The organism is Pseudomonas baetica (genome assembly GCF_051216495.1).
Taxonomy (GTDB): Bacteria; Pseudomonadota; Gammaproteobacteria; order Pseudomonadales; family Pseudomonadaceae; genus Aquipseudomonas; species Aquipseudomonas baetica_B.
In genome coordinates this window covers 359,197-373,487 of sequence record NZ_JBPKAM010000001.1, presented here as the reverse complement: position 1 = coordinate 373,487, position 14,291 = coordinate 359,197, and the positions used below count along the sequence as shown (strand labels likewise).

General features: G+C 50.0%; 9 protein-coding genes and 1 pseudogene. 7 read left to right on the top strand and 3 right to left on the bottom strand.

What is annotated here, in order from left to right:
• Positions 1–214 precede the first annotated feature (214 nt).
• The gene (locus tag ACSFE6_RS01695) at positions 215–1,078 is read left to right on the top strand and encodes a DUF2726 domain-containing protein (protein WP_435425988.1); all 864 of its coding nucleotides are present in this window, start codon (positions 215–217) and stop codon (positions 1,076–1,078) included.
• Between the two features lie 491 nt (positions 1,079–1,569).
• Here the strand turns inward: ACSFE6_RS01695 and ACSFE6_RS01690 are convergent, their stop codons facing one another.
• On the bottom strand, positions 1,570–1,866 hold the full coding sequence (locus ACSFE6_RS01690) for a hypothetical protein (protein ID WP_435425987.1): 297 nt from the start codon (positions 1,864–1,866) through the stop codon (positions 1,570–1,572).
• Between the two features lie 1,078 nt (positions 1,867–2,944).
• On the opposite strand from ACSFE6_RS01690, the gene ACSFE6_RS01685 reads away from it, so the two are divergent.
• The 3 genes from ACSFE6_RS01685 to ACSFE6_RS01675 are packed head-to-tail and all read left to right on the top strand — an operon-like array spanning position 2,945 to position 8,416.
• Entirely contained in the window at positions 2,945–4,399 is a 1,455-nt protein-coding gene (locus ACSFE6_RS01685; protein ID WP_435425986.1) for a site-specific integrase, read from the top strand.
• Positions 4,396–7,737 carry a hypothetical protein gene (locus ACSFE6_RS01680; protein WP_435425985.1) on the top strand — a complete coding sequence of 1,114 codons (3,342 nt, stop codon included), beginning with the start codon at positions 4,396–4,398 and terminating at the stop codon, positions 7,735–7,737. The genes ACSFE6_RS01685 and ACSFE6_RS01680 overlap by 4 nt, the downstream gene beginning before the upstream one ends.
• Before the next feature lies 1 nt (position 7,738).
• Positions 7,739–8,416, top strand: a complete 678-nt coding sequence (locus tag ACSFE6_RS01675) for a hypothetical protein (protein ID WP_435425984.1) — start codon at positions 7,739–7,741, stop codon at positions 8,414–8,416.
• 117 nt (positions 8,417–8,533) lie between these two features.
• Here ACSFE6_RS01675 and ACSFE6_RS01670 read toward each other — a convergent pair whose 3' ends face one another.
• Together ACSFE6_RS01670 and ACSFE6_RS01665 are read right to left on the bottom strand one after the other, a co-directional pair.
• Entirely contained in the window at positions 8,534–9,700 is a 1,167-nt protein-coding gene (locus ACSFE6_RS01670) for an HNH endonuclease (protein WP_435425983.1), read from the bottom strand.
• Positions 9,701–9,801: 101 nt separating this feature from the next.
• Complete coding sequence (locus tag ACSFE6_RS01665; protein WP_260956279.1) at positions 9,802–9,978, bottom strand: DUF3606 domain-containing protein; 177 nt, start codon at positions 9,976–9,978, stop codon at positions 9,802–9,804.
• A gap of 245 nt (positions 9,979–10,223) precedes the next feature.
• On the opposite strand from ACSFE6_RS01665, the pseudogene ACSFE6_RS01660 reads away from it, so the two are divergent.
• From ACSFE6_RS01660 to ACSFE6_RS01650, 3 genes and pseudogenes are all read left to right on the top strand, one after another.
• Positions 10,224–10,352, top strand: a pseudogene (locus ACSFE6_RS01660) (hypothetical protein); the annotation flags it as partial.
• A 246-nt stretch (positions 10,353–10,598) separates the two neighbouring features.
• The gene (locus tag ACSFE6_RS01655) at positions 10,599–12,440 is read left to right on the top strand and encodes an ATP-dependent nuclease (RefSeq protein WP_435425982.1); all 1,842 of its coding nucleotides are present in this window, start codon (positions 10,599–10,601) and stop codon (positions 12,438–12,440) included.
• Positions 12,437–14,200: an ATP-dependent helicase gene (locus ACSFE6_RS01650; protein WP_435425981.1), complete on the top strand. Its 1,764-nt coding sequence runs from the start codon at positions 12,437–12,439 to the stop codon at positions 14,198–14,200. The genes ACSFE6_RS01655 and ACSFE6_RS01650 overlap by 4 nt, the downstream gene beginning before the upstream one ends.
• Positions 14,201–14,291: the final 91 nt, after the last annotated feature.

The window sequence follows — 14,291 nt, the reverse complement described above, 5'->3', positions numbered from 1 at the left end:
TAACAAAACCGGACGTTTTAGGGCGCATATGAACGTCTTCTAAGTGCGCAACCAGTTGCATACTTGCGGAAGACCCACCAAAGATCCGTAAGCTCGTTTTTCGATTTTCAATACGGCGCGCTGGTAGGAAGTGGAAGATCCGTCACTGTATGTAAAACCAGTGTTATGCTTGGGCGAGCATTTCCTTCTGACAAAAATATGCAGTGAGGTAGCCGTGGCCGTATTCGAGCGAGAATCGATGTACCAGATGTTGGCTAATCGTGACTGGGAGGGCTTATCCAATACACTCGTGGTGCATGCGAAAGAGCTAACAAATGATCCCATCACCCAGCAGGCGGTTGGATTTTTTGAGACCGAGTTTTTTGCCGATTGTGCCGACTACCCGAGTAAAGCCAGGTATCAAAAATTCGAACACATTGCGCTGATGATAGAGTTGGGTAAACACGGATTCTCAAAAGCGTTTCAAGATCGCTTTGTGGATGAAAAACTCAAAGTGATGCAGGAGTTGAGCTTGCCATCGCTTTTGAGCTTTGCGTTATCCAATCAGCACCGGCCACTTGCGAAGCAGATCATCCAAGAGCGCAGATCAGTTCAGCCTGAGCAAATCGCTCAAGCGCGTCGCGGGGACATCAGCATAAAGGCCAACCAAATACACGACGCAGCCCCCAAAACTGTGAAACTCTTCAAGTCGCAACAGGAGGAAAACTTCTTTGAAGCTGTGCGGCGGGTATTCCCTACGTATAACCCTTACCCCAATGTGGCCCTAAGTAGTGTGCTGGACATCAATGCGTTCAAGGACGACCTGACGTCAAAGGAGCACAGCTACTTCTTCAGGGCTGTCGTGGACAGCGTCGTATTCGATGCTCGCGATAGCTATACCCCAAAGTTTTTTTTCGAACTTGACAGCGTTCATCACGACAGCGCCCAAGCTCGAGAAAATGATTCAATGAAGGACGCGATTTTCAGAGCGGCCAATGTGAAGTTGACTCGGATTCGTGGGTACGGTTCTAAGGCACTCACCGTTCAGGAGTTTGAACGATTGGTCGTTGATGTCATGCAAGCTGGCGTCCTTCGGTAGCGAAGACGTCTCGCTTGATGTTCGACCCGTTTTAGAGGGTTCAAGTTTGTTGGAGTAATGGCGGACTGCCCACAGACCTGCCCGCCGACGCCCTGAACAAATGGAACAGCTCCGGTACTGCGCGGCTACTCACACATCTCACACCTAGTGACGTTACTTACGTACGTACCTGGCTCACGGTGAACGTCTCGGATGCGCTTGGGGTGGTAGTGCGCCTTGATGCATTCTGGCGGGATATCCTGATGGATGACGTAGCAAGGAGAAGAGTCCCTGCCAAGCTGCCTGCCTGTGACGTTCTGCCCCCACGCAAAGAGGATCATTTTCGCTAGTTCAACCCGCTGTCCCTCTCGGACAAGGGCGAATGGAATATCCACCTCAAGAACCGTGGGTATCCCGATTTCGCGAAGCCTCCAGCGATAATCCTCCCCATAGAGGTCAAAACGGGTCAGCCTGGCGGTAAGTGCCATCAAGTACTCACTGCCGTTGATGGCTTAATGGCCAAAGTCGTTGAGCATTTTACGGTCATCCCCGGTTAGCCAGATTTTCCCTTTTTCACAGTTGCTTCGATCCTGCAGTTCGTCGAGGGCCTTCTGGATTTTATCTGGATCAACATCATGGAATAGCGCTCGAAAGCGTGCCTGGATGCGGTCAGTCTGCTGTCCCCGCAACCCTTGCTCGTAATAGGATCTGGGGTTTTCAGGGCGGCACCCATGGAAGGCCTTCGCGTGGGCGTAGTAGCCCACCATGTTCTCGCAAAATGCGGAAATGATTTCCTCATGGTCAGGCAACTAGGCTAGATCATCTGACCAGCATTTCGGGCGTCTCCGCTCCAGATACCGGCGCAGGGCCGGGTCTAACAAGTCGCACGCGTAGATCCGAATTGAAGGCAGCCAGCTACGGCGGTTACGCCAGTCAAGAGTGCGGTGTTTCATCTGCCATTCCTTGGGCAATGTCTCTACTACCGGTGGATTAGCAGGTGAGACGGTATTGAGATGATCATTGATTCAAGTGGGCGCGCCGAGCAAATCGAAGCAGCGTAAAACCAAGTCTGAGAGGTCTTACAGGGGTACACAACATGGCGCTTTGCTTGTCGCTTCAGATGGTAATGCGTCACGAAGCTGAAAGCACTGGAGTGCCGGCAGGCAGCTCACCTATTGCTAGCTATGTTTTACGGTTGTAGGAGGCGAGCTGTGCAGTACCTGCGAGGTCAATCGTCAAGGTTGGACGCAATGTGGTGGATGATCTTGAACGGAGTTAGGCTGTCCACTCCATCGTGCGCACCGGAATACGCTTCTACCCAATATCCCAAGCAATGTAGTCAGATGCTTGGTGCAATGCGGATACTCTCTGGCGTGGAGGGGAGCATCTATCCAGGTCTTCACCCGCACCAGCTATCGGCATCCGGTCTCCTAGACATCGTCACCCAGGTCGAGTGCATGGAAATTGCATGAGGGTGGGCAGGCTCGCTGGGTCGCCTTTGGTAGGTTGTCTTTGGTCAAAGCTTCTCCTCCCGATCACGGATTATTTTGTTGCCCATGTGCAAGCACTGCCGTTACTTTTGACAGGTAGCTGATTCGTTTTCCATTTTCAGTGCGTTCTCAAAAACATAGTCATCACTCCCTTCGGGCTCGAGAAATCTGAGGGATTCATCATGCATCACTTCCGTACTGGTAAATAAGTACACTCAGTGTACTTAGTTGGAATGGAAAGTATTTTTTTTGGTGATAATAAATACACTTGGTATATATGTTTAAAAGTACACTTTGTGTACTTATTTTTTGTTGTTAAAAGTTTAAAAAGTGCTCTTGCGCGACATAAGATTTCTGTGGAATGATCGTTATACAAAACCACCCTAGGAAGTCCCCGTTGTTAAGAGCACCCACCAATAACCCGCGCATCTCGGTGCCGCACGTAGATATGTTCGAGACGGTGCGTGATGGTCGTAGAACGTTCAGGCTTGTCTCCGCAGATGAGCTTCAGAATACGTTTTTTGATAACTGGGCCTATCAACTTAGTCGTAAGCTTAAGTACAAGACCGTATCGACTTACTGTTATGCGGTTAAAACCATGTTGAACTATGTGGCTGAGGTGGGATTTCAGAATGGCGGGCTGACGCCCGAGCTTCTGGCGGATGCTCTGGACGCCTATGAGAGTTTTCTGGTGTTTGGCACCTCCAGCAGTACCGAGATGGTTCGAAAAGCAGCTCGGGTATTGGGGGATCGAAATTTATCTGGCTCTTCGGTAGTTACAAATTTTGCCGGTGTTAATCGATTTATCGATGCAAGCGAAATGCTGCGCAGAGGATTGATTGAACTCGAGGAGCGTGGCGCTATTAGGACAGCATCCCTGTCAGGCTTCTCCTTACAGACGACTGTTAAAAAGAAGACACCTGAAAAAGTTAGATCCGCAATAAAGTCAAACAGCTGGTTGGCAGGGTGTATAGCTGGTGGTGCCAAGCGAATCAAATGTGCTGGTTTGTCACCCATTTCAAAGCCTTCGGAGCTGGCGTTCACCGACGAGTTTGGTGGGGATGAGCTGACATTTCCAATTGACATGTGCGTCGAGCTGATTAAGAGAGCGCCAAACCTTCGAGATAAGGTTCTTTGGAGCCTGATTGCTGCTACGGGATGCCGTGTGTCTGAAGCGCTCACGATGATGATGAGCGATCTGAGGCCTAGCACTAACGCTGATATAAGTAGCAGTGTGGTGATAATCGATCCGGCAACGCGGCGTCATGTGTTGATCAATTATATATCTGAAGAAGACATCAATAAGCTTCCCCACAAAGGTCGGGCTCATGCTGAGACCTACATGATCGAACCCTTTGCCTCTATGTTTTGGATTGCTTTGGCTGAGTATAAGCAAGCGGAACGAGAGAAGGAAAAGCTCCGTTTATCACCTGTACGACACAAATTTCTGTTTCGTAATCTGAGAAACGGTGATCCGATGCCGCTTTCTTATCAGACCGTGTACGAGCGGTTTACAAAGGTAGCATTCAAAATAACAGGTGAAACATACGGATTCCATAGCCTGCGTCATATGTATGGTTATTACCTGGTAAACCACTGTGTGAACCCTAACCCCAATAGCACTCGGCGCTACGGATTAGATCTGCACCAAGTGCAGAAATACATGGGGCATAGTCAGATATCGACCACCAAACGTTACGCGCGTCAAGATGCGCAGATGCTCCACGCTACCTTGGCTGCAATCAACCTGGCAAAACTGGGAGGAGGACCGCGTACGGTTCGAGAGGCCCGAATTGCCTACCTGAAAGACGAACTTTCCCTCCTCGAAAATCAAGCGTTGGAAGCAGCATGATTAATCTATCGAAAACTGATGCAATATGGCTTGTGCCACAAGAAGATATCGCTATTGAATTTGATGAGGCGGTAAGCCTGGTAAGAGGTATGTATAAGCGTAAGTATGATGCCTTTTCGAGATGTGCTGCAAAGTCTTTTTTGAAAAAGTTGGAGGCGCTTGGGCCTGTAATATTTCGGAAGTGGAGTCAGGATCGCATATCCGAAATTTTGCGTTGCTGTGCATGGAAGGGTAGAGATATTCGATCACTTGATGAATTTCAAAATTTAAACCTTTCTCAAGCAGGTGTTGCACATACATTTTTCAAAATGGCTTTTGTTGTGCTTTGGTGTGAGCGCAAGATATTGTTGCCACTGAATTTTACAGTGCCTCATAATCAAGAGGATCTGGTTGATAAAATTACGCTTCGTTATGGATCTAAAACTCTTACCTATGCGCGTAGTGTAAACCCTTGCTCATCAATACCGTACACAGGCGCGCTTGATGAGAAGGATCGCAGCCTACGAGGCACGTTTTGGTATCGGCTGGTGCTGTGCTCTACTATATACGATCCCGATGATCTAACGGAGGAGGATATCCGGGTATTGCACTCAAACTCCATTGGAACCGAATTTGAGTTCCTGAGGCGTTATTACGTCAAGGATTTTTTGCTAGTCGTTGCTGAAAAGACGCCAATGCGGGAGGTGCTTGCAAACTATCTCATGGTTGAGGCTGAGAAGGCTGCTTTGCAACGAATTGAGACAAAAAAGAACAAAAAGCAAACGATCAGAAAAAACGCGAACGCTGTAGCAGTAGAAACCACATTAAATTATCTGGAGGGAAATGATCACTCTCTAGATGGGCTCGTTCGTTTTTATGGCAGCACTGGCATTGTTCGGAAATGCTTTGCCATTGAGGATGAGAACTCATTACCGGAAGGTTACCTGCATTTACCTAAAAAAGTTACAGATTTTTGCATTTTGATTGACAGGACGTACAAGTCGTTTATTCGCTACAAGCGCCTGCAGGAGGAGAAAAACGTTGTGACTCCTCTGAACTTTATGTTGTGTTATTGCGCAATGTATCTATTCAAATATTACATGGATAGGGATGGTCATTTAGGTAATTATCCGACAACCTTGAATGATTTTTCCTGCTCACTCTACGTGACCGCAGATGAACTTTTACTTGAAGGCTTTGCTCAGTTCATAACAAAGCCCCCCCAGACCCTTCTCAGCTTTATAAATGGGGTGAGCAAACGCAATTTTTGGACCAATGATACCCATTACATGCGTATCCAACCCATTGATCATTTTTTTAGCTACATCGTAGATAACAACCGTAGATTTGCAGGCGCGGACAGGGTCGAAAACACGTTTACCGATGCATGTTATCCAAGAGTGAAAAAGCGCCACGGCACCGTAAAAAAGCCAATTCCACGTGCCTACTTTGCTACTTTCCTCAGTATGCTCTATTCGTTGGAGTATCTTGTGATGCATCTCAACGAAATGGCTGGCGGTGAAGTGCCGGGAGTTGTGAATGGCAACCTGGTTTACCCGAGTGTCACTGAGCTCAACGAACATCCTTATTGGTCAGGTATCTGGGGTTCCGAAGGGTTAGCCTGCGAAAACGTAAACTTTGCAGTCCTTAACTATTCACCGATCTTCTATCATGAAGACAAAATTCAACGATTTGAGTATATCCCTCGGTTTTACCGGATAGCCGAGATGGAGATTAATAACCGCGTTGAACGTAGGGTTGTTCCGAATGATATCCGGCTGACTATATTAATGTGCGAAACAGGGATCCGCCAGAAGCATTTGATCTGGCTTGATAAGGAGCAGTATGACCGCTATCTGGACCGTGGTAGCAGGAGGGTTCTTGCGCCATTGTTTGTGAGTACTGACAAGGCTCATGGCGAGTGGAGTGCTATCACTTCGCGACATGTTATCGACTTGTTAGATCGCCAGCGCGATTGGTACGACGCCTGTACCAGTTCAGAGTATCAAGACAACTTGTGGTACGGCATGAAAGAAGAATCGCAGTTTGGCATGTTCAAGCCACTTTTTCGTACCGCTGGCATCGCTAGGCACTGGGCCAATTACAAAAGCTTTCCTTTGTTGTTGTTGTGCCTACAGTATTTTATTCGTGCTCAGCTCAAGGATTTCGAGCTTCGAGACATAGTTTGGGAGCGGGATAAGGGGCAGGCGAAAGAATTTATCTCGGACTATCGTCTGGATAGTTTAGCGACCGTGCCCGTCGCGTCTGTTCGAAGTGATATAACACCACACGGGTTACGAGCAGGTTTTGTATCCGAGGCGATAAAATTCCTTCCACCCTCATTGGTAGGACGCTTTTTTACGGGGCAGACTGAAGAGCTCGTCTACTACTACGCGCTTATAGATGATGACCCTGTCGTGAGTCACGAGCAGTTGCTTTTCAGTGCGGTCATGAAGAATGTCGATAAGGTTCAGAGGGGAGAAGCGCCGCATCTGTCAGATGCGGTGTATAAACTCAATAAGAGACTTATGGAGGCCATCCAAAGGGATCCAGAGGAAGCCATTGCAAATCATCGATTGATGAGTCTATCGAGGGTGAAGGGTGCCAAGAGTGGCATCGATATCATTCGTGCTAAGGAGTCGACGACGCCAGCTTACAACGCTACCCATATCTGTCCATTTAATAACATTTGCCCGAAAGAAGTGGCCGAGATGTTTGGAATCACCAACGTCTGCGCTATATGCCCGTTTGCCATTCGCGGCGTTGACCACCTCCCAGCGATCAGTGCAGAAAAGGATAAGTACAAGGAGTTGATGATTGGTGTCCTTAAAATGATTGATGATTTACTTCAACGCAAGCCAGAAAATCGTAACGAGGTCGAGCTCGAAAAGCTTGAACGCGAACACGATCATTTCGCCCGTCAGGCTGTTGTCCTTGAAGCAATCGAAATGCAGTTGGTGGAGATGGCCAATAGCGGCCAGCGGAATGAGTTGGTTGTTCAGAAAAAAGAAGAAATCATAGGTCACTATCAGCGCACTACGGTGGGTGACAACGAAAAACTGCTCAAGCGATTGATTGATGCACAGAACTTCCCTGACCTCACTAGTCCTGATCTTGACTGCCGGCTCGCTTATCTTCGTTCTGTACTGTTGATGCAATCAGGTGACCTCAAAGAGCATTTAGGGATCCAGTATAGGTCGTCCGGGACAGTAGCTACACAGCTTGCTGGCCAAATCAGCAGCATGGTGAACGCTGGGGCAATTGACGTATTTGATGTTTACAGTGCGTTTGAGGGTGAACAACAGCAGTATAAACTGTTGGAGCAGCCCGTTAAACGTATTTCTCAGTACATTGCATAATATGGGTACCCAATTGAAGAGGCAGTCAAAATTTGGCCCGTATATAGCCAGGCGATCCGCGCATATAGAAGCGATGATCGGGCTGGCGATAAGCACGATTGATGCTTCGAAATACGGGCTCATCACTGATTACTGCAGGGCACTGAGTGCGATCATTACAGAGCTTAGGGCAGCAAAGTCGGCCAGCCCCAGCTCTCCGTATTTCAATAGAAAAGTTAAGCCATTCAGCCACGTTACGTTAATGCGGAATACAATATATCGTGAGATGGTTGAAAAGCCATTTAACAGCAGCAGAATGATTGTTGAGGAACAGAAAAATAATGAAGATGAAGATGAAGATGTCGAAGAGTTGAAGTACAAGGTGGTTAGCCTTATGGCGCAGACTAATCTTCTGAAGGAGAGGGTCATTGCATTGGATGCCGGTAGGGGGCTTACAGCTATCGATAATGCTGAGGCAGAAAAAATTATTGATAAGCTCAATCAGCGGATTGAAATGCTCATTCGGGTTAATCAGGACGTCCTGGATTCAGTTAATGGCGCGTTTCGGCTCGTTTTAGACCCCACAGAAAAGCAACCAGTGGCGGGTATGTATGGGCCTAAGGGGCTAGTCGCGAGCCTTGATGATCTAGAGGAAATTAAAAAGGCAATGAAGGAGCACCCTGTCACTCTCTCGGCATGACAGATTTGTCATAGTGCACTTTAGCGACCCAAGTGCTGCCTTTTCAGCTGGACACAGTACTTCTTCGTTCTAAGATGGTTGTCCGACAAAAGACAGAACATCTATCGGCGATCATCTTCAATTACCGTCACTAAGCTTGTGTATTGATCGTATTTCAGTTGGACTCATCCGATACAGATTGTGGAATTTTCTTTGCTCCACATGTACTAGGGTATGGCACCCATTACATAGCGAAATCAGATCGAAATCGTTTTCAGCTCCTAATCTGTCGTAGAGGATGTGATGCACGCATTCGGCGGTGTTCTTACATGACTGGCACTGATAGTCATCCCTATGCAGTATGCGGGCACGCGTCCTTGCCCATTCCGGCGAGTCATAGTAGGTACCAAACGTGGAATTATCTTTCCAGCTCAGTTCTCTTCGTTGAAGCCTCTGCTGGATGCTGGACTTGTAATCCTGAAAGTCACTGCTCAAAGCTTCAGACCGTCGCCGATGCCACGCTGCGAGCTCCTCCTTCGATCTTTTGGTTAACGCCTCATCGAAAGGAGAAAGAAATGCCCAGTTGGGGTATTTACTTTTGCTTGATGCTCCGACATGGTGACCACACGTTATGCATTGCATAACCACAGCATTTCCACCCGATGGATAAGTCCGAAGGCGAGCGTCTATCAGCTTATGGTCACAGCCTTCCAAGCATGGGGCAGGATCCATCCTTTGAAATTTGTCTTCAAAGGCCTTTCTGTCGTAATCCGGTACATCACTGCCATTTCGCATCTGCGCTTCATATACGGCCCAGCGGGCCTCTGCCCAAAGGGTTCGCTCAGCAGTGAGACGGTGGTAGAGCCCTTCATCAAAGTCTGGCAGTGTGCCAAGGTCATACTCGTTTTTGGGAAGCGACCTCGGCTGCGTTCCGCACTCAGGGCATTGAAGTACCACATGCAAGCTACCGTCACGGAAAACCCGTTTCGCGGGCTTGGCCTGGGTATGTTGGCAGCTGGAAATATTTAACTTTGGAGGCTCTGGATGCTCTCGGTCGAAGCGTTCAACGGCAAGTTCGGCGGCGCTTTTGTAGCGATCAAACGCCCTCTCAGGAAGATCGTACTCCAGCTTGAGTGCCCGAATTTCTTGCTGTAAAGCCAGGATGGTTTTTACTGCGCTTGCCCTTGAGTCCGGAGCGGCGTCTTCATCTAGTGTGATGCAACTCGCTTCGAATTCCCGAAACCGCAGATCGAAGAATTTGCCCAGGTATTCATCGAGAGGATTGTCATAAAAGGGGTATCCCATCTTGCTTCGTGCTTCCTTGATGGCGTGCTTTTATAGCTTGCCGCATTTATCGGTACTCAACAGGGGTGGCGAACCTGCAGGAGGTTCGCCTGCATCATCTGTCACTTGTTGAGATGAGCACGCACATCGTCAGCCCAGGTACCGACAGCATCGACTGCCTTTTTGAGTTCAGTCTCGGTGCAACTTAGGGATTTGCACCAGTTTTTGACCTCAAAGGGGTCGTTGATGTCGATGCGCTGAGCGTCGGTAGGGTGGGTAATGTGCTTATTGTCCGGCATGATGAACATCCTTAATGATTGATGGCGAAACGCCATCCAAAGGAGTGAGGGCGCCCATACCTGATTTCAAGAGGGCGAGTAAGCTATCCACCACTCGTTCTAGAGTGGCTGCGTGCATGGCTGCCCATCCAATGGATCAACAGATAGTCAAACTAGTCATCAGTAGCTTCTAACTCAACCTGTACTTGGCCGCTATGCGGTACCTGTCGGATACGGCAACCAGATTCGATTAACACTTTGCCTATTCGATGCGTGAGGTCAGCAGGCAATTCCTGCACCGGCTTGTACCTGATGCTGAGGTTGTAAGGTGCCCTTGGTATAGGCGCATCGCGATAGAGGAGGGAGCCATTGCCAGGTCGGTGCGAGCTGCCTAGGCTATCCACGGTGATCTTCCTGAGGGGGAGCTAGGGCGAAACTCTAAGACTCGATATCGTTGAGATGATCAAGTGCCTGAAGGTCGGCAATCGACGGGGTAGCTATACGCATGATGTTTTGAAACGAATGGGCGGGTAACGGCAACCCAATTCCTAATACGTATAACGGTAAACCAAACAAAAAACATTGTTCCCATGTGTTTCTGAATCCATCGAGCACAGGGTATCCAGGGAAGTAAATTCTGTATGCACATCAGTCGAATCACCATCAAGAATTTCAGGAACTTTAAGCATCTCGACGTTGAGCTTGGGCAGCATGCTGTTGTCCTTGGCGAGAACAAGGTGGGCAAGACGAATCTGTTGTTCGCTTTGAGGTTGATCCTAGATCCGACCCTTCCTGACTCAGCACGCAGATTGCGTCTTGATGATTTCTGGGATCGCCTGCCTAGGCCGCTGAAGGCTAATGATGTAATTGAAATTTCGGTGGAGTTCAGTGACTTCGAAGGCAGCGAAGAGCTGTTGGCAGTGCTCGCCGACCATCTGATCCAACCTTCGCCTATGGTGGCGAAGGTTACGTACCGCTATCAACCAATCGCAGGCATTGATCGAGTACCACGAAGCGAAGCGGACTATGAGTTTGTAATCTTCGGTGGTGATCGCCCGGAAAACTCGGTCAGCTACGAATTGAGACGGTGGATGCCAATGGACCTGTTTCCCGCGCTTCGCGACGCTGAGTCGGATCTTGCACGATGGACGCGTTCCCCACTGCGACCGTTGCTGGACCGAGCGGCTCAAACCATTGACGAAGAAGAGCTGGAAGAGATCGCCAAAGAGGTGCACACAACGACATCAAGGATTGCAGGCTTACCTCAGCTTGCTGACGTGGTGAAGCAGGTCAATGGCCAACTCACAACAATGATCGGTGATAAACATGCAATCGAAACGGCTCTGGGCTTTGCGCCAACGGAACCCGAACGGTTACTTCGTGCATTGCAAATGATGATTGATGGAGGTAAACGAAGGGTTGCGGAGGCCAGCCTTGGCTCCGCAAATGTGCTGTACCTTGCGTTGAAGCACCTTGAGCATCAGTACTTGGTGGAAGAAGGGGAGCGGCAGCACACGTTCTTGGCAATCGAAGAACCCGAGGCGCACCTGCACCCCCATCTGCAACGCTTGATCTACCGAAACTACTTAAAAACTCGTGATGAGGATCAGCAAGGTCAGGAGCTGCGTAGCATCCTATTGACAACGCACTCGCCAAACGTCGCCAGCGTTGCTCCTCTCGCCAACGTCGTAGTGCTAAAAAATGTTCCGAAGGGAGGGCATACGGTTGCTAGATCCCTCACGGGGATCAAACTCGAGTCTGCTGATCGAGAGGATCTGGAGCGCTACATCGACGTAACGCGCGGTGAGCTTTTCTTCTCTAAGGGCGTCATCTTGGTAGAAGGCGATGCCGAAAAGTTCCTCCTGCCTACGCTAGCCAAGTTGTACGATAAAGCTTTCGATTTCGATGCCATGGGCATCACTGTCTGCTCGATCGCCGGGACCAATTTCGCTCCTTACGTAAAGCTACTTGGGCCTAAAGGGCTCGACATCCCATTCGCTGTACTCACCGACTTCGACCCGAAAGGCTCAGAAGTGAGCCAGGAAGATGACGACCCGGAGGGCGGTGGAGTGAACGACAACTACGGGGAAAATCGAGTGGTGAATCACATCATGGAGAATTTGATTCCCGAAGATATGTGGGATGGGCTCGAATTCCATGAAGTGCTTGAGCATGCACCTGAGTACGGCATTTTCCTCAATGAGTTCACCTTTGAGGTCGATGTATTCAAGGCCGGTGCTGAGGAGCACTTCAAGACGGCCGCTCTGGCGCTGTCGACCAACAAGAAGATGCATGCACGCTTCAGCGCCTTGGCAATTGACCCCACGTCCTTGGATGCGAAGCAGTTTCTCAAAGACATCGACTCTATCGGCAAAGGGCGGTTTGCCCAGCGGTTGGCTTCAGCACTGCTCGCGGCAAAGGCTGATGTATGTCCCGACTACATCAAGAATGCCTTGAAGTACATGCAGGAGAAACTGGGATGAGCATCGTCAAACCAGCCTATCTCGTTGCCGCTGAGGATTTGCGTGGTAACGAGGATCAATGGAATGCCTACGAGTCGACAGGCAACTGCGTCATCCTGGCAGGCCCCGGTAGTGGGAAGACCAAGACCATCACCGTCAAGATCGCCAGGCTGCTCGCGGAGACAGTGCGCCGCCCGCAACGCATCGCCTGCATCACCTATAGCAATGCCTGTATTAGCGAGCTGAGATCGAGATTGACAAAGCTTGGTGTTGAAGATGGGAATCGCACTCTCATCTCCACCGTGCACTCGTTCTGCTTGACGGAGCTCGTACTACCTTACGCGGCAATGGCTGGACTTGCCGTGCCCACCCCACTGGCCGTGGCGACGCCGGCAGAGTCTCGCCAGCTCTTCGGCGAGGCTTACCGTTCCGTGTATGGCGCAGCCCCGAGCAGCTCGTCTCGCACGGCGTGCGACAAGCTGCGACGTACCGTCGTGGATCGAGACTCTGAGGAGTGGCGGTCGTGCGCTGAGCGAGAAACACGAGTTGTCGAAGCCTACGAAGATCTCCTCCTTGCACGGGGGCTGATCGATTTTGACGGCATAGTGCTCGCAGGTCTGGAATTAATCGAGAACCACGACTGGGTGCGGCTGGCCTTACGGGCGAAGTATCCCGTCGTGGTGATTGACGAGTACCAAGATCTCGGTTTACCACTGCACCGTATAGTGCAGGTATTGCTTGATGCGGGGGTGAGGATCATTGCCGTAGGAGACCCGGATCAGTCGATCTACGGATTTACCGGTGCCAATCCGGCCCTGCTAAAAACCCTGGCGCAGAACCACCGTGTTGAAGCCATAACACTCAGGATGAACTATCGCTGTGCCGATCGCATCATTGCCGCGTCCAGGTCGCTCTTTCCGGACCGCGCGGAATTCCAATCCCATGATGACCGGCAAGGTGAAATTCGTATCCACAAGCTAGAGCGTGACCTCGCGGGACAGGCAAAGTATGCGCTCGAAACGCTGGTCCCAGCCCTGCTCGACGCCAATCCGACTTGGAAGCCAGGAGACATAGCCCTGCTGTACCGATCCATGGCTGAGGGTAAGCAGATCGCCATGGCAGCTGATCGTATACAAACGCGCTACTTCCGCCTCGACAATGGTTCACCTATCAAGCGTACACGCCTCACAGAGTGGCTAACAGAGGCCGCGCAATGGTGTGCCGGGGGATGGCAAACGGGGCAGGTGCAACTTTCGCAATTGCTCAAGTCCTGGCAACGCATGCAACGCACAGGAAAGAGCGAAGCTCAGTGGCTTGCTTCTCGTAAACGGGTGATTGCAGCTCTTTTCTCATTGCGGGATGGCCACCTGTCGCTTTTCAAATGGCTAAAATCTCTAGCTGACGCTGTCCTCGACGAAATGCTCCGCAGCGAACTTGGCCTGAGCGACGAGATCGACATCCTCGCTGACCTTATCAACGAGGCGGATACGGGTGGGGCGCTTGAAGAGTTCACCGTCGAGATCTTTGGCAACCAGGGTAAGAGCCCAGATCAAATCAACCTGATGACGCTTCATAGCTCAAAAGGACTGGAGTTCCAGGCTGTCATCATGGTCGGTCTTGAGAAAGGCGCATTACCAAGTAGTTATGATAGGACTCCCGAGCAGGTGGAGGAGTCCACACGCTTATTCTACGTAGGCGTTACCCGCGCCAAATCCCAGGTCCACTTGACGTTCAATACTATCGAGTCGCCACTACTCACTACGATTCGAACGGCGACCTAGCAGTGTCCACGGTTTCCCTCGGGAATTTGGGCGGGTAAACGGACAACTCATGGGCTGAGTTGATCGTCTTTGGAGTTGGCTGCTTCAAAGC